This window comes from Sphingomonas chungangi, from assembly GCF_013778325.1.
Taxonomy (GTDB): Bacteria; Pseudomonadota; Alphaproteobacteria; order Sphingomonadales; family Sphingomonadaceae; genus Solisphingomonas; species Solisphingomonas chungangi.
In genome coordinates, this window is the sequence record NZ_JACEIB010000003.1 from 170,632 (window position 1) to 196,967 (window position 26,336).

General features: G+C 65.1%; 22 protein-coding genes. 4 read left to right on the forward strand and 18 right to left on the reverse strand.

Going from position 1 to position 26,336, the window contains the following annotated elements; translation table 11 throughout:
• Positions 1-17: 17 nt before the first annotated feature.
• Positions 18-998, forward strand: a complete 981-nt coding sequence (locus tag HZF05_RS05175) for an AraC-like ligand-binding domain-containing protein (protein WP_160363311.1) — start codon at positions 18-20, stop codon at positions 996-998.
• An 11-nt stretch (positions 999-1,009) separates the two neighbouring features.
• On the opposite strand, the gene HZF05_RS05180 is transcribed toward HZF05_RS05175, so the two are convergent.
• Complete coding sequence (locus HZF05_RS05180; RefSeq protein ID WP_160363312.1) at positions 1,010-1,864, reverse strand: fumarylacetoacetate hydrolase family protein; 855 nt, start codon at positions 1,862-1,864, stop codon at positions 1,010-1,012.
• Positions 1,865-2,068: 204 nt separating this feature from the next.
• Between HZF05_RS05180 and HZF05_RS05185 the strand changes: the two genes are divergently transcribed.
• Positions 2,069-2,944 carry a VOC family protein gene (locus HZF05_RS05185; protein WP_160363313.1) on the forward strand — a complete coding sequence of 292 codons (876 nt, stop codon included), beginning with the start codon at positions 2,069-2,071 and terminating at the stop codon, positions 2,942-2,944.
• 22 nt (positions 2,945-2,966) lie between these two features.
• Here HZF05_RS05185 and HZF05_RS05190 read toward each other — a convergent pair whose 3' ends face one another.
• From HZF05_RS05190 to HZF05_RS05225, 8 genes are all read right to left on the reverse strand, one after another.
• Positions 2,967-3,827, reverse strand: a complete 861-nt coding sequence (locus HZF05_RS05190) for a tetrahydrofolate dehydrogenase/cyclohydrolase catalytic domain-containing protein (protein ID WP_160363314.1) — start codon at positions 3,825-3,827, stop codon at positions 2,967-2,969.
• A gap of 4 nt (positions 3,828-3,831) precedes the next feature.
• Positions 3,832-4,680: a formyltetrahydrofolate deformylase gene (gene purU / locus HZF05_RS05195; protein ID WP_425505613.1), complete on the reverse strand. Its 849-nt coding sequence runs from the start codon at positions 4,678-4,680 to the stop codon at positions 3,832-3,834.
• A 16-nt stretch (positions 4,681-4,696) separates the two neighbouring features.
• On the reverse strand, positions 4,697-5,548 hold the full coding sequence (locus HZF05_RS05200) for a methylenetetrahydrofolate reductase (RefSeq protein ID WP_160363315.1): 852 nt from the start codon (positions 5,546-5,548) through the stop codon (positions 4,697-4,699).
• Between the two features lie 79 nt (positions 5,549-5,627).
• Complete coding sequence (locus HZF05_RS05205; RefSeq protein WP_220129715.1) at positions 5,628-7,130, reverse strand: aminomethyl transferase family protein; 1,503 nt, start codon at positions 7,128-7,130, stop codon at positions 5,628-5,630.
• A gap of 373 nt (positions 7,131-7,503) precedes the next feature.
• Complete coding sequence (locus HZF05_RS05210) at positions 7,504-8,616, reverse strand: S-(hydroxymethyl)glutathione dehydrogenase/class III alcohol dehydrogenase (RefSeq protein ID WP_160363317.1); 1,113 nt, start codon at positions 8,614-8,616, stop codon at positions 7,504-7,506.
• Between the two features lie 31 nt (positions 8,617-8,647).
• Positions 8,648-9,955 carry a pyruvate dehydrogenase complex dihydrolipoamide acetyltransferase gene (locus HZF05_RS05215; protein ID WP_160363318.1) on the reverse strand — a complete coding sequence of 436 codons (1,308 nt, stop codon included), beginning with the start codon at positions 9,953-9,955 and terminating at the stop codon, positions 8,648-8,650.
• A gap of 3 nt (positions 9,956-9,958) precedes the next feature.
• Positions 9,959-12,274, reverse strand: coding sequence for a transketolase (locus tag HZF05_RS05220; RefSeq protein ID WP_246331599.1), 2,316 nt, complete (start codon positions 12,272-12,274; stop codon positions 9,959-9,961).
• Between the two features lie 197 nt (positions 12,275-12,471).
• Positions 12,472-13,512 carry an aromatic ring-hydroxylating oxygenase subunit alpha gene (locus tag HZF05_RS05225; protein ID WP_160363320.1) on the reverse strand — a complete coding sequence of 347 codons (1,041 nt, stop codon included), beginning with the start codon at positions 13,510-13,512 and terminating at the stop codon, positions 12,472-12,474.
• Between the two features lie 188 nt (positions 13,513-13,700).
• Here HZF05_RS05225 and HZF05_RS05230 point away from each other — a divergent pair, with 188 nt between their 5' ends.
• On the forward strand, positions 13,701-14,690 hold the full coding sequence (locus HZF05_RS05230) for a LysR family transcriptional regulator (RefSeq protein ID WP_160363321.1): 990 nt from the start codon (positions 13,701-13,703) through the stop codon (positions 14,688-14,690).
• Positions 14,691-14,711: 21 nt separating this feature from the next.
• Here the strand turns inward: HZF05_RS05230 and HZF05_RS05235 are convergent, their stop codons facing one another.
• The 8 genes from HZF05_RS05235 to HZF05_RS05270 form a co-directional block, all read right to left on the reverse strand.
• Positions 14,712-15,635: a fumarylacetoacetate hydrolase family protein gene (locus tag HZF05_RS05235; RefSeq protein WP_246331601.1), complete on the reverse strand. Its 924-nt coding sequence runs from the start codon at positions 15,633-15,635 to the stop codon at positions 14,712-14,714.
• A 53-nt stretch (positions 15,636-15,688) separates the two neighbouring features.
• On the reverse strand, positions 15,689-16,777 hold the full coding sequence (locus HZF05_RS05240; protein ID WP_160363322.1) for an amidohydrolase family protein: 1,089 nt from the start codon (positions 16,775-16,777) through the stop codon (positions 15,689-15,691).
• On the reverse strand, positions 16,774-17,643 hold the full coding sequence (locus HZF05_RS05245; protein ID WP_160363323.1) for an SDR family oxidoreductase: 870 nt from the start codon (positions 17,641-17,643) through the stop codon (positions 16,774-16,776). The genes HZF05_RS05240 and HZF05_RS05245 overlap by 4 nt, the downstream gene beginning before the upstream one ends.
• Positions 17,640-18,737: a VOC family protein gene (locus tag HZF05_RS05250; protein WP_160363324.1), complete on the reverse strand. Its 1,098-nt coding sequence runs from the start codon at positions 18,735-18,737 to the stop codon at positions 17,640-17,642. The genes HZF05_RS05245 and HZF05_RS05250 overlap by 4 nt, the downstream gene beginning before the upstream one ends.
• A gap of 100 nt (positions 18,738-18,837) precedes the next feature.
• Positions 18,838-19,611, reverse strand: coding sequence for a cyclase family protein (locus tag HZF05_RS05255; protein WP_160363325.1), 774 nt, complete (start codon positions 19,609-19,611; stop codon positions 18,838-18,840).
• Positions 19,612-19,613: 2 nt separating this feature from the next.
• Entirely contained in the window at positions 19,614-20,540 is a 927-nt protein-coding gene (gene kce, locus HZF05_RS05260) for a 3,5-dioxohexanoate:acetyl-CoA acetone transferase (protein ID WP_160363326.1), read from the reverse strand.
• Between the two features lie 3 nt (positions 20,541-20,543).
• Positions 20,544-21,665: an FAD-dependent oxidoreductase gene (locus HZF05_RS05265; RefSeq protein ID WP_160363327.1), complete on the reverse strand. Its 1,122-nt coding sequence runs from the start codon at positions 21,663-21,665 to the stop codon at positions 20,544-20,546.
• 35 nt (positions 21,666-21,700) lie between these two features.
• Positions 21,701-23,899 carry a TonB-dependent receptor gene (locus HZF05_RS05270; RefSeq protein WP_181638802.1) on the reverse strand — a complete coding sequence of 733 codons (2,199 nt, stop codon included), beginning with the start codon at positions 23,897-23,899 and terminating at the stop codon, positions 21,701-21,703.
• Positions 23,900-24,196: 297 nt separating this feature from the next.
• Here HZF05_RS05270 and HZF05_RS05275 point away from each other — a divergent pair, with 297 nt between their 5' ends.
• Positions 24,197-25,117: a patatin-like phospholipase family protein gene (locus tag HZF05_RS05275; protein ID WP_160363329.1), complete on the forward strand. Its 921-nt coding sequence runs from the start codon at positions 24,197-24,199 to the stop codon at positions 25,115-25,117.
• Positions 25,118-25,312: 195 nt separating this feature from the next.
• Here HZF05_RS05275 and HZF05_RS05280 read toward each other — a convergent pair whose 3' ends face one another.
• A complete protein-coding gene (locus tag HZF05_RS05280; RefSeq protein ID WP_160363330.1) occupies positions 25,313-26,236 on the reverse strand; it encodes a LysR family transcriptional regulator in 924 nt (307 codons plus the stop codon).
• Positions 26,237-26,336 lie beyond the last annotated feature (100 nt).

Here is a 26,336-nt window from a genome sequence, read left to right on the forward strand (position 1 = left end):
ACTTAGGAGCGGACACCATGACGGAAGCACGTCTCTGGTCGACCTCGTCGGCGCCCGGACGGGAACTGGCTTATTGGCGGGAAGCCACATGCGAAGCCGTCTTCGAGCTGGAGCTCGAGTCCTTCGCCGAAGACAGCCTCGCGGCGTCGATCGAGCAGAGACCTTTCGGTCCACTCAGCATGAGCCGCATGTCGATCGGCTTCGGCCAGCGCATCCGCCGGACTCCGTCGTCGATCAATCGGAGCGCTGCGCAGCAGTTCGAGCTCGTCTATCTGCTCGATGGCAGGATCAATCTCCAGCAATGCGGTCGTGAGGTCGAGCTCGCCCCTCGCCAGTGTGTGCTGGTGGACAGCAGCGAGCAATACCGGCTCACCACCACGCCCGGCAGCCGCAACATGTCGTTCCATCTGCCCGGCAGTTGGCTCAAGCAATGGCTTCCCCAGCCCGAGGCTTTCGTCGCGCGCAGGGTGACGGACGATAGTGCCTGGCAGGCGGCGCTGATCTCCACGCTCGACGCGGTGGCGCGGACCGCGATCGATGACGATTTCGCTCCGCTCTGCGCAAACCAGATCGCCGGCGCGCTCGCCTTGTGCGCGTCGGAGGGCGCGGCACAGCCGATCCGCGAATACCAGCTCAAGCTGTTCAACCGGCTTCGCCAGACGCTGAGCGACCTTGCCCACGACAACACGCTGGACGCGGCCAGGCTCGCCCAGTCGATCGGAATTTCGGTGCGCTATCTGCACGCGATCTTCGCGACGGCGGGAACCTCCTACTCGCGCGAGTTGCTCGACATCCGACTAGGCCGCGCGCGGCAGATGCTGAGCGATCAGCGCTTCCGCACGCTCAGCATCGCAGAGATAGCGTGGCGTTGCGCCTTCTTCGATGCGAGCCACCTGACCCGGCATTTCCGTGCCCGCTACGACTGCACGCCCGGCGCATTTCGGGACCGCTGTCGGATGGAGGACGACGCCGAGCACGAGCAGCCCGCCCTCCACTGAGGCCTTGGCTGTCAGGGCGCCAGCTCGTCCGCAATCCCGTTCCGGAGCACCCCGATCCCCTCGATCTCGACCTCGACATGGTCTCCGGGCTTCATGAACACCGGCGGCTTACGCTTCGCGCCCACTCCACCGGGCGTCCCGGTCACGATGACGTCGCCCGGCTCCAGCGGCGTGAAGGCCGAGACATATTCGATGAGGCGATCGAGCCCGAAGATCAGCTCGGAGAAGTGGGCATCCTGCATCACCTCGCCGTTCAGTCGCGTACGAATGCGCTTGGACGGTATGTCCCCGAACTCGTCCGGCGTGACGAGCCAAGGCCCGAAAGCGCCTGTGCCGGGGAAGTTCTTGCCGGGCGTGAACTGCATCGTGTGGTGCTGCCAGTCCCGGACCGATCCGTCGTTGTAGCAGCTGAACCCGGCGATGTGATCGAGCGCGTCGCGCGCCGCGATCGCCCGCCCACGCTTGCCGATGACGAGCGCCAGCTCGCCCTCATAATCGAGCTTCTCGGACACGATCGGCCGCACGATCGGCTGCCGATGACCGGTCTGGCTGTCCGCGAAGCGTGTGAAGATCGTCGGATGCGCGACGACCGGGCGGGCAGTCTCCTCGCGATGCTTCTCATAGTTGAGCCCGACGCAAAGGATCTTGCCTGGCTCTGGAATGAGCGGCGCCCATTCGACCTCATCGACCGGGATCGCGTCCCAGCTCTCGTGGCGATCGTGCACAGCTTTCAGCGCGGCGGCGGCGATGGCGTGCTTGAGCGTTGGAAAGGCCTCCGCCGTCGCGGCATCGATCGGATGGACGGCGCCATTGGCAACGACGCCCCAGCTGGCCCCCGCTGCGGTTCGAACACTGGCAAATCGCATGTCGCGCTCCCGTCTGCTCCAAGATCTCTGGCATCCGGACGAATGCCGCCGCGCTGCTCCTAGCCGGTCGGCAACGGGCTCGAAACCGCATCGGCGGACGTACAATGACTTCGTTCAGTCCCATGACAGCCGCAGGGGTTGCGGCCGGGCGCCCCCTTTTTCAAGGTTTGGGCGGATGGGATTCTACGATTTCGAGGATGCGGCATGACCCAGTTGTACGAAGCGGGTGGCGATCCGGGCGGACATGGGCTGCAGGCGCGCTTGTTCGAGCTCGGTTTGTTGGTGAGCGACATGGACCGCAGCCGCGCCTTCTACGAGGCGGCGCTGGGCTACCGCTTCCAGCCGCATGGCCACGGCGCCATCGGCGTCGCCCGAGATCGCAGGCTATATCTCGGCGTGTCGGACACGGGCCAGAAAGGCTTCTCGCACGCGGCCTTCGCGGTCGCCGACGCCGACGAGATGGATCGGCTGCGGGCGCGGCTCGACGGGGCAGCGGTCGTCCACGATGAGATCGATCATCCTGGCTTCGGCGGCCACGCGGTCGGTTTCGCCGATCCCGATGGCAACCGGCTGATCTTCGGCGTGCCATCGGTGCACACCGTTGTAGCCGATACGACGGCTCTGACTGCCCGGCTGCAGCACGTCGTCTTCGCCTCGCGCGACATCGCTGCCATGCTCGCCTTCTACCGCGATGTCGTCGGTTTCGGCCTGTCCGACTGCGTCGAGAATGACGACGGCGAGTTGACCACCTTCTTCGTGCATTGCTCGCACGAGCATCACAGCCTCGCCGTCTTTCGAGCCAGCGAGTGCCGGCTCGATCATCACTGCTTCGAAGCGGGTGACTGGGGGCTCATCCGGGATTGGGCCGACCATTTCGCCGCCCTCCATATCCCGCTGCAATGGGGGCCGGGGCGTCATGGGCCGGGCAACAACCTGTTTCTCTTCATCCATGATCCCGACGGCCATTGGCTCGAGATATCGGCCGAGCTGGAGACCCTTACACCGGACCGCAAGGTCGGCGTATGGCCACATGCGGAGCGCACGCTGAACAGCTGGGGCATGGCGCTGTTACGCAAGTAGCCGGTGCAATCGCGGGCGGCCCTCAACGGACTTGCCGGCGCGCCGCGCGGACTGTGTTGGACAAGAGGCAGGCGATCGTCATCGGGCCTACCCCGCCGGGGACAGGCGAGACAGCGCGGGCATGACTCATCTCCTCGAACACGCAGTCGCCGACGATGCGGCTCCCATCCGCACCGTCCGAAATCCGGTTGATCCCGACATCGATCACGACCGCGCCGGGCTTGATCCAGTCCCCGCGCACGAGCCCCGGTGAGCCCGCCGCGACGACGACGATGTCCGCAGATCGGACGATGTCGGGCAGGCCGCGGGTGTGGATGTGGGTGACGGTCACGGTGCACTCGCGTTCGAGCATCAGCAGCGCCACCGGCTTCCCCACGATATTGGACTTGCCGACCACGACCGCGCTCAGTCCCCGGAAATCCTGGATCACGCTGTCCAGCAGGATCATGCAACCGAGCGGCGTGCAGGGCATCAGCCCGTCGGATCCGATCGACAGCCGGCCGACATTGACGGGGTGGAAGCCGTCGACATCCTTTTCCGGAGTGATGCGATCAAGCACGGGATTTGCCCGGATGCCTTGGGGGAGAGGCAACTGCACGAGGATTCCGTGCACCTTCGCATCCGCGTTCAACCGGTCGATCAAGGCGAGCAACGCCTCCTCGCCGAAATCCCCGTCCAGCCGATGTTCGATCGAACCGATGCCGACCCGGCGGCAGGCCGCGATCTTGCGGCCGACATAGACCTGGCTCGCCGGATCGTCGCCGATGAGAATCACCGCCAGCGTCGGCGGCATGCCGTGCTCTTGGCGAAACGCCAGTGCGTCCGCCGCGATACCCGCCAGCAGGCGCTCGGCCGACGCCTTGCCGTCGATGATCGCCGTCACTGGCCTATTTCGCGAAGATCACGGTCTTCGCGCCATTCACGAAGGCGCGATCCTCCAGGTGGAGCGATACTGCACGCATGAGCACCCGGGACTCGATATTGCGTCCCTTGCGAACGAGATCCTCAGGCGTGTCGGCATGGCTGATCGCCTCGACATCCTGATGGATGATGGGACCTTCGTCGAGGTCGGCCGTCACGTAATGCGCCGTCGCGCCGATCATCTTGACGCCGCGCGCGTGCGCCTGGTGGTAGGGTTTCGCACCCTTGAAGCCCGGCAGGAAGCTGTGGTGGATGTTGATGCAGCGGCCTGACAGAAACCCGGCCAGATCATCCGACAGGATCTGCATATAGCGTGCGAGCACGACGAGCTCGGCGCGGCTGTCCTCGACGATCTGCTTGATCTGGGCTTCCTGCGCGACCTTGTTGTCCTTGCTGACCGGCAGATGATGAAAGGGGATGCCATCCAGCGTCGTGACGTTGAGCGCCTCGCGCGGGTGGTTGCACACCACCCCGACGACATCCATGGGCAGATCGCCGATGCGACGACGATAGAGCATGTCGCCCAGGCAATGATCGAATTTAGAGACCAGTATGAGGACACGGCGAAGCTCCTCTGCTGGCCGAAGCATCCAGCGCAGTGCCTGCCCGGCGGCGTGGACGGCGAAGTCCTCGCGAAACGCCTCGGCCCGCTCTCTCATCTCGAAGCGGATGCGCATGAAGAAATTGCCGGTGTCGACATCATCGAACTGGGCCGCTTCGAGGATATTGCCGCCGAAGCGCGCGATCCGCCCGGTGACCTCCGCCACGATCCCAGGCCGATCGAGGCACGACAGCGTGAGAATGAAGCCGTTCACTTGCTTCTCCGATGGTTCAGGCGATGGCCGGCGCTGCGGCCGCATAAGCATGCATCCATCGAACGGTCTTCGACAGGCCGCCGAATGGGTAGAGGTGCAGCTTCACGTTCTGCTCGCCCGCGTCGGCCAGACGCTCGCCGAGCCGCGTGAGGAGGCGGTCGGGTGTCGCCTGCGCGAGCAGCCGTGTGAGCGAAACGCCATATTTGGCCATCACCTTGGCCGAGGCTCCGACGCCGCAACGCGCTGCATAGCGCAGAAGGGCCTGGACGCTCGCAGGCCCTGCGACACCGACCCGTACGCGATGACGGATCCCTTGGGCCCGCAACGTGCAGACCCAGTCGGCGATCCGGTCGGCATCGAACAGGAACTGGGTGACGATCTCGAGGTCGAGCCCGCGGGAAGCCGCGGCGGCTATCTTGTCGGCGAGCGCCGCTCGCAGCACGTCTTCCGGAATGGCCGGATGCCCCTCCGGATAGCCGGCGACCCCGATCCGGGTGATCCCATGCGCTTCCAGCAGGCCGCTCTCGACAAGACTGAGCGCGTCCGCATAGGGACCGAGCGGCTCGGCCAGATCGCCGGCGATGAGGAAAGCGCGCCGAATGCCCGCCTCACCGCTCAGCGTACGGAGGAAGCGTGCCAACTCTTCGTCCGAGCGGATGCGGCGTGCCGAGATGTGGGGAACTGGCTCGAGCCCAAGGCGACGGACGCTGGCCGCGACCTGCGCCAGATCCTCGATCCTGTCGCCAGGGAGATAGGTGATGGAGATCGCCGAACCCGCGGGTAGGAGCGTGGCGTTGTCGACGAGATCGCCAAGATCCTTGCGTGTTATCTCGAGGGAAAAATCCCGCGACAGATTGCCCCAATCCATTCCCGGTCCTTTGATTGCGAGCGCACGACCGGACGCCGTGAAGCCTGGCTTATGGTGATCCCGTCCCGCGTTCCCGCGGTCAGCCTCGATCTTTGCCGATCGCTGCCTTCTTCATGGCGCTCGCGGCTTTCGCGTAGGGCACCGGAGCGACGGTCGCGCGCACCTCGATCTGGCGATGCCGCTCGACCCGCGACTTGCGGCTCCCGCCGTCGGCTTCGCCCCAGATCAGGGTCACGCGCGTGCCGGGCTCGGCGAATGCGCGGTCGACGATCGCCAACGACAGCTGCTGACGCTCGTTGATCGAGTAGCAGCAATGGGTCGAGTAGCCGATCCGATCGCCCGTTTCGGAGCGGACCTCGTCGACCTGCGCCAGCACATAGTCGGCGACCGGCCGGTCGAGATACTTGTAGGGAAGCTCGGTCCCCATGAGCGAATCCAGGATGCGCGACACGTCCTCGTCGTCCCATACGAGGGTGACCTTGGCGCGCGGCTGCTCCTCCCGGATCGCGCTCAGCGCCTCCCGGCCGATGAAATCGTGATCATATTTGATGATGCCGCCATAGCCCATGTCGTAGGCGGTCAGATAATAGTCCTCGATATCCCGGGAGAAGTAGCTTCCCCCCATCTGGAAATTGGCTTCCCAGCCATCGGCCGGCAGCCAGCGGCGGAAATCGGCCAGGTCGTCGCCCGTATACAATGCGGGCAGCGGATAGCCGATCCAGCCACTCTCGATCGAAGCGCTGAAATAGGTGCGCGAGCCGCCGCGGCGGATGCCGTATTTCTCGCCGGCATGGAGGATGGCGGATCGCACCACGTCCCTTTGTTCGTAAGGGCCCGACAACTCCACTCCCTTGTGACCCGCCATGCCATGGCGCAGCGCCAGCACCTGGCAACCCGCTATCTCGACCCGACGCGTGCAGAAGAACGGAATGTCGGGCGCTTCGCCCTTCACGACCTCGGCGAAGATATCGCCGGCATGGGGGCCGTCCATCCCGAACCGGAACTGGAGCCGCCCGCCGGTGGGATTGTCGGCGGTGTTGTTGTCGCGTTCGATGGCGACGTCCAGCCTTTCGCTTTCGGCGAGGAAGTGAACCCAGTTGAGCAAGGGCATTCCGCTGATCAGCTCGAATCGCTCGTTGCCGAGGTCATGGAGCACGCAATCGCCGATGAGCTGCCCCCGGGCGTTGCAGCCGACGAGCTGCTTGGCCCGGCCGGGCGCGAGGTTGTCGAGCGAATTGATCGCCACCCGTGACAGCAGGGCTCTTGCATCGGGCCCCTGGATGAACAGCTCCGGCATGTGATGCGACTGATCGAAGAGAACCGCTGTCTCACGCCAGGAGCGCTGCTCGTCGCGCCAGTTGGAGAATTCCAGCGGGACCGGTGTCCGCTCGGGATTGGGCCGGGCGTGGGGTGCCACCGCGTCGTTGAACAGATGTTCGACGATGCTGGGAACGTCGTCGATCAGATCCTGGAGCGACCGGTGCTTCGATCCCTCGGCTGATTGCCTGTTCGCGGTGTTCGAGCGCGGCTCTTCCGCTCGAAGCTGTGCGGAACGCGGGGATGCGCTTTCGATGTTCGTCACTGACGCCCTCCGAGAAACGGCCGGCGACCGCTGTCCGATCACCGCTCGTCGGGTATCCCTAGACCGGAACATAGGCTGGGCTGGCGCACGCGGCAGAACAATGTGCTTGTATCTGAGTGCAGCTGGAAGCGCCGCGGCAAGTCGATCGGCACATGGCGACGCGGCCGCAATCCTCGTCCTTGAGCAGCCTCCACCGCGCGGACCGGGGTGATTGCCGGCGCCGGATTGCCGCGTCGGTCGCGATCGGGCGGTGGTGGAGCGAAGCGGAACAGCTTGCCGGCCAGCCGGTCTCGCCGTTACCGGTCCTGCGGACGATAGCCGAGGCTGGCGTGGGGCCGGATCATGCCGCAAAGGTGCCGTCAGGCCTGTATCGTCAGTAGACGACGACGCTGCGGATGCTTGTCCCCGCGTGCATCAGGTCGAAGCCCTTGTTGATCTCCTCCAGCCCCATGACGTGGGTGATCATCGGGTCGATCTCGATCTTGCCGGTCATGTACATGTCGACGATCTTCGGCACGTCGGTGCGGCCCTTGGCGCCGCCGAACGCGGTGCCGCGCCAGTTGCGGCCGGTGACCAGCTGGAACGGCCGCGTCGCGATCTCCTTGCCGGCCTCGGCCACCCCGATGATGATCGAGGTGCCCCAGCCGCGATGGCAGGCCTCCAGCGCGGTGCGCATCACCTCGGTGTTGCCGGTGGCATCGAACGTGTAGTCGGCGCCGCCGTCGGTCAGCTGGACGATCCTCGCCACCACGTCCTCGCGGCTCATGCCTTTCGAGTTGAGGAAGTCGGTCATGCCGAAGCGGCGGCCCCATTCCTCGCGATCCGGGTTGATGTCCACGCCGATGATCCTGTTCGCGCCGGCCAGCCGCGCGCCCTGCAGCACGTTGAGGCCGATGCCGCCCAATCCGAACACCACGACATTGTCGCCGACCTGCACCTTGGCGGTGTTCACCACCGCGCCGACGCCGGTCGTCACGCCGCAGCCGATATAGCAGGCGGTCTTGAACGGCGCGTCCTCGCGGATCTTCGCGACCGCGATCTCGGGCAGCACGGTGAAGTTCGCAAAGGTCGAACAGCCCATGTAATGGAAGATCGGCTGCCCCCTGTAGCTGAAGCGCGTGGTGCCGTCGGGCATCAACCCCTTGCCCTGGGTCGCGCGGATCGCGGTGCACAGGTTGGTCTTGCCGCTCAGGCAGCTTTTGCACTGCCGGCATTCGGGCGTGTAGAGCGGGATGACGTGATCGCCGGGCTTCACCGAGGTGACGCCCGCGCCCACCTCGCGCACGATGCCGGCGCCTTCGTGGCCCAGCACGCTCGGGAACAGGCCCTCGCTGTCGAGGCCGTCGAGCGTATAGGCATCGGTGTGGCAGATGCCCGTCGCCATGATCTCGACCAGCACCTCGCCCGCCTTCGGGCCTTCGAGATCGAGCTCGACGATTTCCAGCGGCTTCTTCGCTTCGAACGCTACGGCGGCGCGGGTCTTCATGGAATTCTTCCGTTCATCTAGGATGGCTTCATTAGGCGAGCATGCCCAGCGGGCTCTCGACGAGACGCTTGAACGCCGCCATCAGCTTGGCGCCATCCGCGCCGTCGATGGCGCGATGATCGAAGCTGCCGGTCGCAGACATGACGGTGGCGACGGTCAGCTCGTCGTTGACCACGTAGGGCCGCTTCTCGCCCGCGCCGATCGCCATGATCATGCCCTGCGGCGGATTGATCACCGCCTCGAACTGCTTGATGCCGAACATGCCCATGTTGGAGAGCGAGGCGGTGCCACCCTGATACTCTTCGGGCTTCAGCTTGCCGTCCTTGGCGCGGCTCGCGAGGTCCTTCATCTCGTTGGCGATGGCGGACAGGCTCTTGGTGTCGGCGCCGGTGATGATCGGCGTGATCAGGCCCGACGGGATCGAGACGGCCACGGAGATGTCGGCGCGGCCGAAGGTGACGAGCTGGTCGCCCGCCAGCATCACGTTGCAGCTCGGCACCTCGATCAGCGCGACCGCCAGCGCCTTGATCAGCATGTCGTTGACCGACAGCTTCACGCTGCGGCTCTCAAGACCCTTGTTGAGCTCGCCGCGCAGCTTGAGCAGCGCATCCAGCTGGATATCGACGGTGAGATAGATGTGCGGGACGGTCTGCTTCGATTCGGTGAGCCGGCGCGCGATCGTCTTGCGCATGTTCGAGAGCTTCACCGCCTCGTGCGGGATGTCGGGGATCTGCGCCGGAGCGGGTGTTGCGGCCGGCGCCGACGGCGCGGCGGCGGGCGCCTCGGTCTTCGCGGTGGAAGCCGCGCCACCGGCCTTGGCGCCGTCGAGATCGGCCTTCACCACGCGGCCGTTCGGGCCGGAGCCCTCGACGGACGAGAGATCGACGCCGGTCTGCTCGGCGATGCGTCGCGCGAGCGGGCTCGCCTTGACGCGATCGCCCGACGAGGCCGCCGCCGCCTTCACCTCGGGCTCGGGCTTCGGCGCGGGCACCGGCTCGGCCTTCGTGATGGGAGCGGGCTCGGGGGCCTTGGCGGTTTCCTTGGGCGCCTCTTCCTTCTTCGCGGCCGGGGCGGCCTTGGCGGAGGCGGCATCCTCGCCCTCGCCGGCGATGATCGCGATCGGCGCGCCGACCTTCACGCCGTCCGTACCCTCCGCCACGAGGATCCGGGCGATCGTGCCCTCGTCCACCGCCTCGAACTCCATCGTCGCCTTGTCCGTCTCGATCTCCGCCAGGATGTCGCCCGACTTGACCTCGTCGCCCTCCTTCACCAGCCACTTCGCCAGCGTCCCTTCCTCCATCGTCGGGGAAAGCGCGGGCATCTTGAGTTCGATCGGCATGGGTCAATTCCGTGCATAGAGGTCGGCCGCCGCATCGGCGATGGCCTCGGCATCGAGACGGTGAAGGTGGTATTGGTCCGGCAGGTCTCCGGTCTGCCCGAAGCGATCGACCCCGAGCGGGGAGACCCGCATGCCGTTCACGCCGCCCAGCCAGGACAGTGCCGCCGGTGAACCATCCAGCACCGTCACCAACCCAGCATGTGCCGGAAGCGCGTCGAGCAGGGTCTCGACATGGCTCTTGTCCCGGCGGCCGCCCCGCCAGCGCGCCGCGCGGCTTTCCGACCAGTCGCGATGCAGCAGATCTGCGGACGTCACCGCGAGCAGTCCAAGGCCCGGCAGGTCTTCGACCAGCATTTCCCAAGCCTCGATCGCTTCCGGCGCTATGGCGCCGCTGTAGACGATGGCCGCTTCCGCTCCGGGGGCGGGCCGGCGCAGCCAGTAACCACCCTTGAGCGCATCCGCCTTCCAGCCATCGCCTTCCCGGGCGACCTGCGCGATCGCGCGCGTAGTGAGGCGAAGGTAGACCGATCCGCCATCCGCACCACGCTGCATATGATCGAACGCCCATTCCATGCACGCGGCCAGTTCGTCGGCGAATGCCGGCTCGAAGGCGGTGAGGTTCGGCTGGCCCATGCCGATCAGCGGGGTGTTGATCGACTGGTGGGCGCCGCCTTCCGGCCCCAGCGTCACGCCGGACGGAGTCGCCACCAGCAGGAAACGGGCATCCTGGTAGCAGGCGTAGTTCAGGACATCGAGGCCGCGCGCGATGAACGGATCGTAGACCGTCCCGATCGGCATCAGCCGCGTACCGAAGAGCGGCGAGGCAAGGCCGGCGGCGGCGAGCATGAGGAACAGATTATGCTCCGCGATGCCGAGCTCGACATGCTGGCCAGCCCCGTGCCCCGCCCATTTCTGCGCCGAAGGGATTTTGGCCCCGGCGAAGACATCCTTGAGCTCGGACCGGCGGAACAGCCCGCGCTGGTTCACCCAGGCGCCGAGGTTCGTCGAGACCGTGACGTCGGGCGAGGTTGTGAGGATCCGGTCGGCCAGCGGATGGCCGCTCTTCGCCAGATCGAGCAGGATGCGCCCGAATGCCGCCTGCGTGGACTGTTCGTCGCCCTCGGGCGCCGGGATCGCCGGCACGGGGACGGGGGCCGCATCGAGGTTGGTGCGTCGCGTCGCGAAGGCCGACGCCTCTGCAAAAGCCTTGAGGCTCGCCGCTGCATTATCGCCGAGGCCCGCCCACGGCTCCCATTCGTCGCCTTCCACGATGCCGAGACTTTCTCGCAGCGAAGCGATCTGGCCGGGGTTCATCAGCCCCGAATGATTGTCCTTGTGCCCGGCGAAGGGCAGCCCGTAGCCCTTGATCGTGTAGGCGATGAAAAGGGTCGGCCGCTCGTCCTGTGCCTGGTCGAAAGCCTCGATCAGGGACTCCACGCAATGACCGCCGAGATTGGTCATCAGGCGGCCGAGCGCATCGTCGTCATGCGCATCGAGGATCGCCTTCACGCCGCGCTTCGCGCCGATATCGGTCATCAACCGTGTGCGCCAGGCCGCGCCGCCCTGATAGGTCAACGCCGCGAACTCGGCATTGGGGCAGGTCTCGATCCACTCCTCGATCGCCTTGCCGCCCGTCTTGGCGAACACCGCCTTTTGCAGCTTGCCGTGCTTCAGCGTGACGACGCGCCAGCCGCAGGTCTCGAAGATGTCGTCGAAGCGGCGGAACATGCGATCCGCCGTCGTCGCATCGAGCGACTGGCGGTTATAGTCGACGATCCACCAGCAGTTCCGGATGTCGTGCTTGTAGGCTTCGATCAGGCACTCGTAGATATTGCCCTCGTCGAGTTCGGCGTCGCCCATAAGCGCGATCATGCGGCCGGTTTCCGCCTCCGCCAGCGCGCCGTGCGCGACCAGATAGTCCTGTACCAAGCTGGCGAAGGCGGTGACCGCGACGCCGAGACCCACCGAGCCCGTCGAGAAGTCGACGGGAATGTGGTCCTTGGTGCGGCTGGGATAGCTCTGCGCGCCGCCTACGCCGCGAAAGCGTTCGAGCTGCTCGCGGTTCTGCTGACCCAGCAGATAATGGATGGCATGCAGGACCGGCCCGGCATGCGGCTTCACCGCGACCTTGTCGTTGGGCCCGAGCGCATGGAAATAGAGCGCTGCCATGATCGTGCTGATCGACGCGCAACTCGCCTGATGGCCGCCGACCTTCAGGCCATCGCGGCTTTCCCGCAGATGGTTCGCATTGTGGATGGTCCATGCCGACAGCCAGCGCAACCGCGTGTCCAGCGCATCGATCGCGCCGATCAGGTCCATCCGTTCACTCATTGTCAGAGGCACTATTCGCTCGTCCTTGTCGTCGACACACGCCCAACGCCGGGCGGTGCTTTTGAAGACGCATCATGGTGCCGCGAAAAGCGGCCGCCAACAGATGCGATACCTACTCGGGTGATGCGACAAATGCATCGCCCGGGTAAGGCCTTTCCGTACCATCGGCGCCATCGCTCCCGGGGTCACTCCGCCGCTTGGGCGACCGGCTGATCCTCCTCTCGGATCAGCTTGGCGAGCATCCGGCGCGCCCGGACGGCCGCGGCATCGCCCGCCAGGATCGCCGGCCGGAGCGACCAGAAGTCGCGGCCGGCCATGTTGGCAGCGACACGCGCGATCATCGGCTCGTCCTCCGTCTCGAAGGCCTGCTTGATCCCGTTGTGGAGAATGCCGCCGAGTTCATCATTCTCCGGTTGTCGGTTGCGGCCCACCATCCAGAAATAATGGGTCGACGTCTCGGTTTCGGGAGTGAGAAGGTGGGCGCTCGGGAGCCAGGGACCGTCCTCGGGCTCTCCTCCGACCTCCGTGATGCCGACGTCGAGAAACAGGTTGGACGGAGCCGTCCAGTGCATGTGCGAGCGCATGTCGACGCGGTCGCCGTCGCCGTCCCATACGAGCCGGAACAAGGGAGTCAGCGGCTCATCGTCGTTCCACAGATAGGAATGGACGGCCCGGCCATCCTGTTCGACCTTCGCGCGGGATCGGCCCGCAAATCCCTCCGTCGTGAGAAACGGGTGCAGGAATGCGGCGTGGCTCAGATCGAGCAAATTGTCGTTGATCAGCTCGTAATGGGCATCGACGTGCAGATAGTCGCGCGAACTGACGATATCCGATCGATCGTACACCGAAAAATCCGGTATCGACGCCGGTTCCGCAAGCGCCGGATCGCCCGGCCAGATCCAGATGGCATGATGGCGTTCGATCAGCGGGAACGACCGGACCCTCGCACCGGGCGGGACCACGCCATCGCCATGCGGATTGTGGACGCACGCGCCGGAGCGATCGAAACGCAGCCCGTGATACGGACACTCCAGGGTGTCGCCATGAATCTTGCCCTGGCTCAGCGACGCGAATCGATGCGGGCATACATCTCCGAGTGCAACGGCCTCGCCTTCGTCGTTTCGGAAGATGGCGACCGGCTCCCCCAGAATCGTGATCCGGATCGGATCCTTGATCAGGGCTTCGGACCAGGCGGTCACATACCAAGCATTGCGCAGAAAGGGCATGCCACTCCTCCTTCACCACACCCTTTCTGGATGCGGTTTGGCCTGCGGTAGCATTGCCGGACACATCCCCGCTAATCGGTTGGATTGATCCCCGTTATAAACGGATCGGATGGGCCATTCCGATTGCCTGAGCCGCCGCTGCCGGATAGCCTGAGGGCAGCCACGTTCGGCCGAAGAGACTGTATCGAATGCACCTCGACAAGTTCGATCTCAACCTGCTGGTGGCGCTCGACGCGCTGCTCACCGAGAAGCACGTCACCCGCGCCGCGGAAAAGCTTTGCGTGTCGCAGCCCGCGATGAGCGCCGCGCTGTCGCGCCTGCGCGCCTATTTCGACGACCAGCTTCTGACGAAGGTGGGGGCGGGTCTCGAACTCACGCCGCGGGCGCAGGAATTGTCGGGCGAAGTGCGCGACGTGATATTCCGCATCCGTTCGACGCTCAGGACCGAGCCGACCTTCGATCCATCCACCGGCGAACGCGAGTTCCGCCTCCTCATGTCCGATTATTCGGCGTCGGTCTTCATGCCTGCGCTGACGCGGAGCCTGTTGACCGATGCCCCCGGGGTCCGGTGCATGATCGAGCATCTCGCGCCCGACAGCCTGACCCGGATCGACCACGGCGTCGCGGAATTCTGCATCACGGTCGAGCAGCGCGAGCTTCTCGAGGAAACGTTGATCGCGGAAACGCTGAGCGGCGCCCCCTTGTTCGAGGACGATTTCGTCGTCGTGGTGGACGCGGCAAGCGCTGCGGCGGAGGAACCGCTCACGCTCGACGGCCTGTTGGCGCGGCCCTATGTCGAGGTCCGCTTCTCCTATGCCGTATTCAGCGTCGTGGAAACGGCGATACGTCAGCAACGGCTGGCATTGCGGCCGAAACTTGTGATGCCGGGCTTTACCGAAGCAGCCGGGCTGATCTCCGGTACCGGCATGGCGACGATCATTCCCCGGCAATTGGCACGGCGGATTGGGCCAACCTTCGGTTTGACGACCATGGAAGCGCCGTTTCCGCTTCCCCGCCTGCGCGAGACGCTGATCTGGCACAAGCGGAACGACGCCGATCCCGCCCATCGCTGGTTTCGCGACTATCTCCTGCGGGTCGCCACTGGGCTCAATTTTTCGGAGGGACCCGCCGCCGATCGGCCAAGGTTTGCCAGCCATGGTTCGGCGGCGCTCGCCTAGACATCTACCGAACCTGCCGCGCTATATGCAGTCCACGCGCTGCTCGCCCAGACCGCTGATTGACGCGACCATATGATCGCCGGGCTTGAGGAAGACGCCGTGATGCGAGCCGTTGCCGGCGGGCGATCCGGTGCAGATGACGTCGCCCGGCATGAGCTGGACCCGTGAGGAGAGATATTCGATCTGCCGCTCGATCGGGATCAGCATATCGCCGCTATGCTCGTTCTGCATGACGCGGTCGTTCACCGAAAGTCGGATAATGACGTCCCGCGGATCGACGAATTCGGCTGGCACCAGATAGGGACCGAAAGGCGTGAACCCCGGCTGGGATTTAGACGATACCCAGTCGGTCCCGAGCGCTTTGACATCCCGGCGGAAGACGAGATCGCGCGCCGTGACGTCGTTGGCGATGGCATAGCCGGCAATGTATTGGGAGGCTTGCGCCGCACTGACATGGCGCGCCGGCTTGCCGATGATGACCGCCAGTTCGCACTCCCAATCGATCTTCTTCGCATCCGGAGGGATGACGAGGGGGTCCATGGGACCGCCAAGGGAAGACGGCAGTTTGCTGAAGCAGTAGGGCGTCGCATTGTTCGCCCGCTCATCCATCAGGCGTTCGGCGGCTGCCCTTCGTTCAGCGTCGCTGGCGGCTATCTCGGATTCATCCGATCGCATGTCGGGGTCCGCCATGATCAGCTCGATCACGTGCTTCCGGTAGTTCGCGCCGACCGCGAATATCTGTCTCGGGCGATACGGACATTGGATATCCAGGCTGTCCACATGGACCGAGCGAGCGACCAGCGATGGGTCTCCTTCCGCCCAGCGTCGTGCCGCGCGCCGCAGCGTCGGCAGGTGGTTGTCCCAGTGATCGAGCAGGCCGAGCACGTCATCTGCGAACAGCTCCTCGCCCATGCCAGACAGCGCGACGACGCGGTCCTTCATCATCATGCCGCCGAATGGCCGGCACCCTGCGATCGAGAAGCTTCCAAGGGAGAAGGTCACCGGTGCGCCTCCGCGTGGAGGCCGAGAAGGGCGGCGGCATTCCCGCCGGAGATCGCGGCGACCGTTTCGTCGTCGAAGGCGGACAGCAGGCTGGCGGGCTCATAATGCCCCATGTCGAAGGGATAGTCGGTTCCCAGAACGACCTGCGACGCCCCGGCCACATCGATCAGCCGACGCAGATGATCGGACTCGTAAACGAGTGAATCGAACCAGATCCGGCGGAGATAGGCGCTGGGTGGCAGCGCGCATCCGCAGGCCTCCGGCCGGTGCGCGAAGGCATGGTCCGATCGATTGATGTAGAGCGGCAGATAGCCGCCGCCATGCGCCGCGACGATCTTCACTCCCGGATGACGATCGAGCGTTCCGTCGAAGATCAGGTTCGAGAGTGCGATCGCGGTTTCCATGGGCTGGCCGACGGTGTTGCCGAGATAATGCCGGTTGAGCCGATCGCCGACGGTCGTGCCCCAAGGATGGAGGAAAACGACGGCACCCAGTTCGTCGGCCCTCGACCAGAAGGGGTCGAACCGGCGATCGGAGATGTCCACGCCGTCCACATGGGTAGATATCTCTACGCCACACAGCCCAAGCCGGCGCACGGCATGGTCGAGCTGCGCCGCGGCGCGATCGGGATATTGCAGTGAGACCGTTCCGAAGCCGGACAGCCGGTTGGGATGGCCGGCGACCGTCTCCGCGATACGGTCGTTGACGGACGAGACCACGGCCTCGGCCATGTCGGGCTCGTCGACGGTATAGAAATATTGCGTCGGCGATACGCTGATCACCTGCATGTCGACGCCCATCGCGTCCATGTCGGCGAGCCGGGCTTCGACCGTGGTCAGCTTGGGTCCGATCGTCTCCAGTTGCGCGGCGTTCACCGCCAGCGATCGTTCGCCGAACGTGCGCAGCAGTGCGGCGGCATCCGATCTCTGCCCCGCGCTCCCCGCCACGATCCCCTGCACCTCGGGGACGAAGATATGGCAGTGCACGTCGATGGTCCGGTGGCCGAGCCGCTTGCGTGGCTTGCCGGCCGCGTCGGGAGGCATCGCGTTCGAACACCGGTGCAGCAGGGCATCACCCGAGGTCATTCGGCGCCCCCTTCGAGGCTGCGCGCGGCATATTGCTCGAAGGTCGTGGCGGGCCGGCCGAGAAGCCATTCCAGAACGCGGCCGTTGCCGGGAATTCCGTAGCGGTCGTAGTATGTGAACAGCCGCGTGATGATGTCCGCGCTGGCGTCGATATTGCCGTCGGCGCTTCCGAAATGCGGCGCCAGCATCGCCACGATCTCATCGAGCGGAATGCGGTGCGCGCCGACCGGCTTGCCGCCAATCCGGGACAAGGCGGCCGCGATATCCTCGCCGCTCAGATTCTCGTCGCTCGAGATCGGATAATAAGCGAAGTCGTGTCCGGGCTCGGTCACGACCTTGCCGACAGCCTCCCCAAGGTCCGCCATGTCGACGAACCCGAGACGGCGATCCATCGCGTAGGGAAGTGCCACCACGCCTGTCTCCAGGCATCTTTTCACATCGATGTTCTGGAAATAATGCTGCGGCTGGACGATCGTGAACGTCAGGCGCGAGCTGATCAGATGATCCTCCACCTGCCGCTTCGCCCGGTGGTTCATCAGATAGTCGATCTGAGGGAAGATCACGGAGATGTAGACGAACCTCCGGACGCCGGCCTCACGCGCGGCATCGATCGCGAAGCGGCCCATGATCGCCTCGTTTCCATTCAACCCGGGGCCGAGGTGCACCACCGTGTCGATCCCGGCCATCGTTCGCCGGAGCGCATCGCGATCGAGCATGTCCCCTTCGACGAGATCGGTGACGCCCCGCGCCTCGAACCAGCCGCGATCAAGCGAGCGTCCGAAAGCCCGGACGGGCTGTCCCGCATCGCGAAGGTGGGAGAGAACGTGGCGCTGGGTGCGGCTGCCCGCCGCCGTCAACAGGATCATCGGGCTGCATTCCTCAATTCGCGGGGCAATGTGCTCGCCTGTCCGGTCTCGGCGTCGTCGGGATGGCGACCTTGCGCGACCGGCAGGCTGAGCGTGGGATCATCGGGGGCGACGCTGCCGCGCGACGGCGCCAGCGACGCGACGAATCCCACGTCCCAATCCGCTCCCTGGCTCCAGAAAGCGGGCATCTCGTGCATCCAGTGGGCGATGCCGAACAGCGGCTCCCATGAGCGCGGGATCCAATTGTCGTCGATCGCATCGGAATCGGCGCCATATTCCGCCTCGCCGCCGGTCGGAGCAGGGAGGTAGAGGAACAGCGACGAGGCGATCCGGTGGCGGCCGACGCCCCAGATCGATCGGTCCCAGCCCTTCCGCTCCATGTAATTCTTGCCGACCATGATCTCGTCGAGGTCGGTCACCGCATAATTGACGTGGTGGAAGCGCAGGCGTCCGTCCGCGCCGGGGAAGGGGGCGTTCGCGTTGAGGAAATAGATATTGTGGTGGTCGGTCGTGCCGTCCGCGCGCGCGAAGATCCCGAGCAGGCGCTGATGATCCGACATGCGGAAGCCGAGCCGATCGCGCATGAAGACGAACGACGCCTCGACGTCGGGCGACATGAACACGACGTGCTGGATATATTTGGGCCGTGCCCGTGCGATCCATTTGCGGTGCGTGTTCATCCGCCGGATGTTGCCGGGCGAATTGACCGGATCGGTCGCCGTCCTGACCTCGCGATGGTCATCCCAGACCTTCAGGCCCATCGCCAATCCGTCGTCGCAGACGAAGTGCGCGGTTCCCGCGTCATCGATACGAACATCCCGATCCGCCGACAGGCCCGCCACCAGGCGATCGAAGGACGATCGCGTGTCGACGCCCCAGATCACCTCGTGGACGCCCGGCCCCGCCAGCCGCGACCCCTCGACCGGCACGTCCGCAAGCGATTGCAAAATCACCTTCGAATTGTCCGGGAGGAGGAAAGTCGCGCGATCCGGCCCGCGCTCGTCGAGCGGGAGGCCGAAATCGTCGAAGTAGCGCGTGCAGAGCGCGACGTCTTCGACACAATAGCGAACGGTCTCGATGCCGATGATGGCCATGTATCACTCTCCTCGCGGCACGGTAGGCAGCTTGCACTCGCCGCGGAAATCGCTTGTCCGGATGGGCGGCATCCACCCGCTTTATGACGTCAGACGCTCGCTAGTCGAAGATCGCGACGGCACGCGTCCACCCCGCCGATGCCGCGCGGATCTTCATGGGGAAGCAGGCGATCGTGAAGCCGGTCGCCGGCAGGGCCTCGAGATTGTGGAGCTTCTCGAGATGGCAGTAGCCGATATCGCGGCCCGCCTTGTGCCCCTCCCAAATCAGGCCCGCGTTTCCGGTTTCGAGATATTTCTCCCGGGTGTGGACGAACGGCGCATCCCAGCTCCACCCGTCTGTGCCGGTCAGCCGGACGCCGCGCTCGAGCAGGTACATCGTCGCCTCGTAGCCCATGCCGCAGCCTGCGGTGACATAGTCGTCATTGCCGTAGCGCTGTCCCGCCGAGGTGTTGACCACCACGATCTCCAGCGGCGCGAGCACATGATCGATGCGCGCCAGCTCGGCCTCGACGTCCGCCGCGGTCGCGACATAACCATCGTCGAAATGCCGGAAATCGAGCTTGATACCGGGACGGAAGCACCAATCGAGCGGCACTTCGTCGATGGTAATCGCGCGCTCGCCTTTGTTCATGGTCGAGGCGAAATGGTACGGCGCATCGAGATGCGTGCCGTTGTGGGTGATGAGCTCGATCCGCTCGATCGCCCATGCCTCTTCATCGGGCAGGTCTTCCCTACGAAGGCCGGGGAAGAAGCTGGCCAGTTCGGGCACCGACATCTTGTGATCGATATAGTCGATCCTCGGCCGGAAGGGCGGAGGATCGGAGATCACGTCGTTTTCCAAATAGATGGAGAGGTCGACGATCTTTCGGTCCATGATCAGAACTCCACCCTATCGCCGCCTTTTAGGCGCAATATCTCCCGCGCCTCCGCGGGCGTCGCCGGCTCGTGGCCCATCTCGGTGAGGATGCGGACGATCTTCCCGACCTGCTGGGCGTTCGACGCGGCGAGCTTGCCGCGCTCAATGAACAGGCTGTCTTCCAGCCCGACGCGGACATGGCCGCCGAGCAAGGCGGCCTGCGTCAGGAACGGCATCTGATGGCGGCCCGCCGCCAGCACCGACCATTGGAAGCTGTCCCGCCCGAACAGGCGATCCGCCGTTTCCTTCATGAAGACCAGGTTCTGCAGGTCGGGCCCGATCCCACCCAGGATGCCGAAGATCATCTGGACAAAGAAGGGCGGCTTCACGAGCCCGCGATCCACGAAGTGCGCGAGATTGTAGAGGTGGCCGACATCGTAGCATTCATGCTCGAAACGCGTGCCGGCATCCGCGAGCGTTTCGAGGATCGTGGCGATGTCCCGGAAGGTGTTGCGGAAGATATAATCGTCTGAATTGACGACATAATCCCGCTCCCAATCGTGCTTCCATGTCGCGATGCGCTTGGCGGCGGGGAAGAACGCGAAGTTCAGGCTGCCCATATTGAGCGAGCACATTTCCGGCCGGAACCGGACGGCCGCCGCGAGCCTGTCCGCGACGGTCATCGTCGCCGCCCCGCCGGTGGTGATGTTGATCACCGCATCGGTGCGCTGGCGGATCACGGGCAGGAAGCGGGCGTAGACGTCCGGATCTCCCGTTGGCCGCCCGTCCTCCGGCACACGGGCGTGGAGGTGGAGGATGGCGGCGCCTGCTTCCGCCGCCGCGATCGACTGCCCGGCAATCTCCTCCGGCGTCACGGGCAGCGCGTCCGACATGGTGGGTGTGTGCGCCGATCCCGTGACGGCGCAGGATATGATGACCTTGGCCATGGTTCAGATCGCCGCCGCAAGGCGCATGTTGGCCTCGGTGTAGACGCGGCCCTGTTCTTCGCCGGGCGCCCCGGCTTGCTCCATCTCGCCCAGCTTCACGGACGTTTCGACGACGTCCCGGCACCGTTCGAAGCGCCGGGCCGCGAACGCATCGAGCGCGTCCTCCACGCTGGAGCGTGCCTTCAATTCCTGCGCCAGCACGACGCCGTCCTCGGCCGCGCAGCCGGCGCCCGACGCGAGATGGGGCGTCGTCGAATGCGCGGCATCACCGACCAGCAGTACGCGCCCCCGATGCCAGGGCTTGGGCACGAGCAGCGCCTGCAAAGGCCGATAGACGATCGGGCTGTCGGCGCCGAGGCCGTCCCGGATGGTGCCGATCGCCCCACCGAATCCTGCGAGCGCGCGGCATAACCGGGCCGGCTGCTCGTCCTGCGCGATGATCTCGCCGTCCGTTTCGGGGGTCAGCACGAACATGTAGAGTTCGCGCTCCGACACCGGCGTCACGCCGGCCTTTATTCCGTAGCCCAGATACATCTCGATCATGTCGAGCTCTGGCGGCCGAGGCGCGAGCACGCGCCACGCCCCCTGGCCGGTGAAGCGCGGCGGCGCCATATCTGGAAACAGCAGCGCTCTGGTGCGCGAATTGATGCCGTCGGCGCCCACCACGAGATCGAAGCGCGCCGTCGCGCCGTCGCCCAACGCCACCTCGACGTCATGTTCGCCGGGCCGCACGTCCTCGATCGTGACGCCGAGCCGGACGGTCACGCCCGCAGCCCGCACCCGATCGGCGAGGATGCGATGAAGCAAAGGCCGCAATATTCCTCCGCCATAGGGAATGCCCGGCTCCAGCCCGATCTCCACCACCTCGCCGAGCAGGGTGCCGTCGGCCAGCCGGGTCCTCGCGCCCCGGCAGGCGAAGCCCTGCGCGATCACCTCTTCCATGATGCCGATCTCGCGGAACGCGCGGAACGTCGGCCCGGTGATGGTGATGCCGGCGCCATAGACGCGCCAGTTCGGATCGAGATCGATCAGCGTGACCGCGACGTCCAGCTTCGCAAGCTCGATCGCGCATGCCATGCCGGCTATCCCGCCGCCGACGATCAGCACGTTCATTCCAGATCGCATCGTCCACTCCATGAGGCTTTCGCCACGGTTTCGTCCTAGAATTTGTAGCCCAGCGTGACGCCGTAGGTGCGTGGCGCACCGTTTCCGCGAATGACGCCCTGGCTCGCCTCGATCAGCGAGGTTGAATAATAAGTATTGCCGAGGTTCTTGCCCCAGATGCGGGCGGACAGATGCTTGGTCGTGTCCGTCCAGCTGATCGAAGCATTGACCAGATCGTAGGCCGGCTGGGTCGCGACATTGTCGGCGCTCGCGAAATAGCGGGTGGTCCGATAGTAGGTCGCGTTCAACTCGATCGTGCCGATCGGCAGATCGAGCTTGTAGTCGCCGCCGACGTTGAAAGAGAATTTGGGCGAAAACGGCAGGTCGTTCCCCGTCGCCGAGGCGGACACGACGCCCCCCGGGGCCGGCGTCAGCCCGTCGATCGGGATGATGTAGTCGGCATTCGGAAAGGAGGTGAATCGTGCGTGATTGTAGGAGAAGCCGCCCGTCAGGGTCAGGCCGCGCGCGAGGACGGCCTCGGCATCGACGTCCGCGCCGTAGATGCGCGCCCGGGCGCCGTTGTAGATCGATTCGCTGTTGTCGATATATCGGCCGACCTGGATGTTCCGATAAATATAGTAATAGCCGGCAGCGTTGATCCGAAGCTTGCGATCGAAGAGCTCGCTTTTCAGGCCGCCTTCGAACGCCTTGATGTCTTCGGGCTTGTAGGGCGGGTTGCTGGCGACCGCGAGATTGTACCCGCCGCTCTTGAAGCCGGTATTGTAGGAGAGATAGCCGAGGATGTTCGCCCCGAACTTGTGGTCGAGCGCGATGCGATAATTGAAACGCTTAAAGGATACGCGGTCGGGAATGCCCGAGTCCGGCGCCGGAACGGCCGAGTCCCCAGCATCGACGCCATCGACGATGAAGCTCGACGTCCCGCTCAGCCGCTTGCGCTCGTAGGTGTAGCGGCCGCCCAGCGTCAGGTTCGTTCCGGGCAGGACCTCGTAGCTCGCCTGCGCGTAGCCCGCGAGCGAGTTGGTGGTCATGCGATCGTTGGTGCGGATCGTCACCGGCACGCCGGGGACGGGCGACACGAAGCTCGGCCCGAAATTGATGTCGAGCGGCTGATAGCGATCGTCCGCGTAGAAATAATAGAGACCCGCCGTATATTTGAGCTTGCCGGACGTATTGGAAGACAGCTGCAGCTCCTGGCTGAACTGCTTGTCGCGGGCGACGCCGAATAGGTTGATGAGATTCGCCGGCGTCTGGTCGAGATCTAGCGGGAAAACGAACCGCGACTTACGGAACGCGGTGATGCTCTGTACCGTGACGGCGCCGGCATCCTGCTTGACCTGGAGCGACGCGCCTCCCGATTTCAGCCGGAATTCCTGATCGACGTCGTTGTCGACATCGTAGCGGCCGCCCTGCGGGAAAGGTCCACCGAAGAAGGGATTGTTGAACGTGCCCGGTATCTGACGCAGATCGAGCTTCTGCCAATCCCGGCGGCTGTCGCGATCCTCGTAATCGAGAGCGAGACGGATCTGCGTTCTCGGCCCCGGCTCGATAAGGATTTTCGTCCGGCCGGCAAAATCGTGGGGTAGGTCGCCCACCGGCGTTCCGTCGGCGAGATTGTGCCCCCAGCCTTTCTGCTGGGTTTCGTAGCGCACCGCGAGATCGGCCTTGACCCCGCCTGCGAGCGGACCCGTGACGTAGGCGTCAGCCGCGACGTCCTCGTAATTGGCATAAGTGAGGTTGAACGCCGCCGACGGTGTCGATTTTGGATCCAGGGTCACGACCTGGATGAGACCGCCCGTCGCGTTGCGGCCGAAAAGCGTGCCCTGCGGCCCCTTCAGGACCTCGATCCGATCGACGTTGTTGAGAGTGAGCAGCGAGGCCGGCGCGGAGGCGATATAGACCCCGTCGATGTAGGTCGCGACGGGCTGCTCCAGGCCTGGGCCGTTCGTACTCGAGCCGACGCCGCGGATGTGTGGCTGGGTGAAGCCGGCGGCCTGTGGCGCGCTGAGCCCCGGCGTGACGACCGCGAGTTCCTGGGTATTGCTGATGCCCACGGCCGCGAGCCTGGCCGCCGATGCGGCGGTGACCGCGATCGGAACATTCTGCAGGCGCTCGCTGCGGCGCTGCGCGGTCACGACGATCTCCTCGACACCGCCGGTCGGCGCATTCGACGAGACGTTCCCCGCTTGTGGAAAAATCGCCGTAGGTTGCGACTGGGCGTGAGCCAGAGAAGACATTGCCAAGCTCGCGACGCAAGTCGCCGTTCGACCGAAGCCGTTCATGCATTCCCTCCCACTTCGCGAGCTGTCTGCTTTTTGGTTCGCTCGCCGTGAGGCGATCAATGTTCCCGTCGCGACGGATCGTCTAATCGTTCTTGGACATGGCGTTCATAAGCGGCGGAAATGATGTGCTCCGCCCTCGGTCGTGGGTTCCGGCATAGGCGGATCGGATCGAAGCCATCGGGCTGATCTATTTCTCTCCCGCGCCCCCAGCCATTAGTAGCGCGCCGTTCGAGCGTGTAGGAGCCCAACGCGATGATTGACGAAGCTGAAGTCCCCCCCGCCAGCCCATCACGAGCGTTGGTACTGGGTGGCGGCGGGCCGGTGGGGCGCGCTTTCCATTGGGGGCTGTGTGCGGGGCTCCTTGATGCGGGCATCGATCTGAGGACCGCTGATCTGATCGTGGGGACGTCGGCCGGCGCCATCGTCGGGGCGCAACTGGCCCTCCAGATCGACCCCCGGCACGGTCCACCCATCATCGACGGCTACGCCACCTCCCCGCGATCGGACGGTGCCGCAGCCGCGATGCAGGCGCTGATGGTCGGGTGCGCCCGGGCCGTCGGATCGCCGCATCCCGAGGCGGAATGGCGCGAAATCGGCGCATTGGCGATGGCGGCGGAAACCGTCAGCGAAGACACGGCACTCGCCCGGCCATCGGTCGAAGCGATCGCCGGGCAACCGTGGCCCACCAACTTCCGCGCGACGGCGATCGATGCGCGCAGCGGCGAGTTTCGGATATGGGGTCCATCTGATAGCGTACCGCTGGATCGCGCTTGCGCATCGAGTGCGGCTTTGCCCGGCGTCTGGCCGCCCATCTCGATCTGCGGCAGCCAATATGTCGATGGTGGGGTCCGAAGCATGCTGAACGCGGACACGGCGAAGGGCTTTGCGCGCGTGATCGTCATCTCCTGCTTCGATCTGTCGTCACCCATCGAGGCGCCCGCGCCCATCCGCATCTTGAACGAGGCGCTGCGGCACGAGATCGAACAGCTCCGCGATCATGGTTCGATGGTCGAGGTCATTTCGCCCGATCTGGCATTCCTGGCTCTTACCGGTTTTGGAAGCAGGATGCTCGACAATGGCCTCGTTCCCGAAGCGTACCGGCTCGCCAGATCACAGGCGCTTCGCGAGCGCGATCATGTGCAGGCAGTGTGGCTCGCAACGCCAATCGACTAGATTGGGGATATCGGATCTCTTCCGCTCGATAGCGGCACACGCGACCATCGCGCCGCGGGCGCTCATTCCGATGCCGCGTCGGACGGCCTGTCGGGGAGGCGGAAGTGCCTGTTTCGGGATGGCCCGTCCCGGGTGCGAGACGATGCACGCAAGCGTCGGGAAGGACGCGACACTTGCCTTTCGGCGGCTTGGTCGTCAGTCGGTGCGTGGATCGTTTTCGCTGGTCGCAGATGTTGGCTCGAAACCACCCGCGGGCCAGACTTCACCGGGAAAACAGCCCACGAGATGCTCGAGAAAGCTCGTCACCTTGCGGCTTGCCAATCGCTGAGACGGGTGGAGCGCCCACATCGCCACCTCGCCACCCTCCACGTCGCCGACTTTCACCAGCCGGCCGGACGCGAGATGATCGGCGACCATCAGCCCGGGAAGAATGCCGGCGCCCGTGCCGGACAAGACGGCGTCACGAACGGTCAGCATTGCGGACACCCGCATGACCGGATCATGAGCGATCTCACGGACACGCTCGCCTTGCCTCAGGCGCCACACCCGACCTTCCGCATTGGTCAGCACGACGGACGGCCAGACTTCGCCGACGGAGATCCGCTGTGCGAGAGACGGCGAAGCGACGACCTGACGGTGGTCTCGCAGGAAACAGCGGCCGACCAGTTCGCTGGCGGTCGACGGATTGAGCCGGATCACGACGTCGAAGCTGTCTTCGATCGGCGATGTCATTCGATCCTCGGAGACGATCTCCAGACGCACGGCCGGATATCGCCGCAAATAGGAAGCGCCGATCGAGCCAAGGCCGATCTCCGAGAACAGAATCGGCGCGCTGATCCTCAGCAACCCCTGAGGCTGGCCGCTCGTGCCACGCAGCGCGATCTCGGCTTCGGCGACATCTGTCAGCAGGCCTCGCGTCCGGGCAAGCAGGATATGACCCTCGTCGGTGAGCCGCAGCGTCCGCGTGTCCCGGTTGAAAAGCCTGACGCCGAGGTCCTTTTCCAGCTCGCGCACGCGACGCGAGAGGGTGGCTTTGGGTCGACCTGCCATGCGCTCCGCTTGCGCGAAGCCGCGATGCGTAGCGACCAGGAGGAAGTCGGCGAGCGCCCGAAGATCCATATTACGTTCCAGAAATGGAAAGGTCCGTCTCGAATATAGCTCTTCCGTCTACCAAGCGCGACGACCACCTTCCTTCTAACGACGATGGCCGGACCGCGCG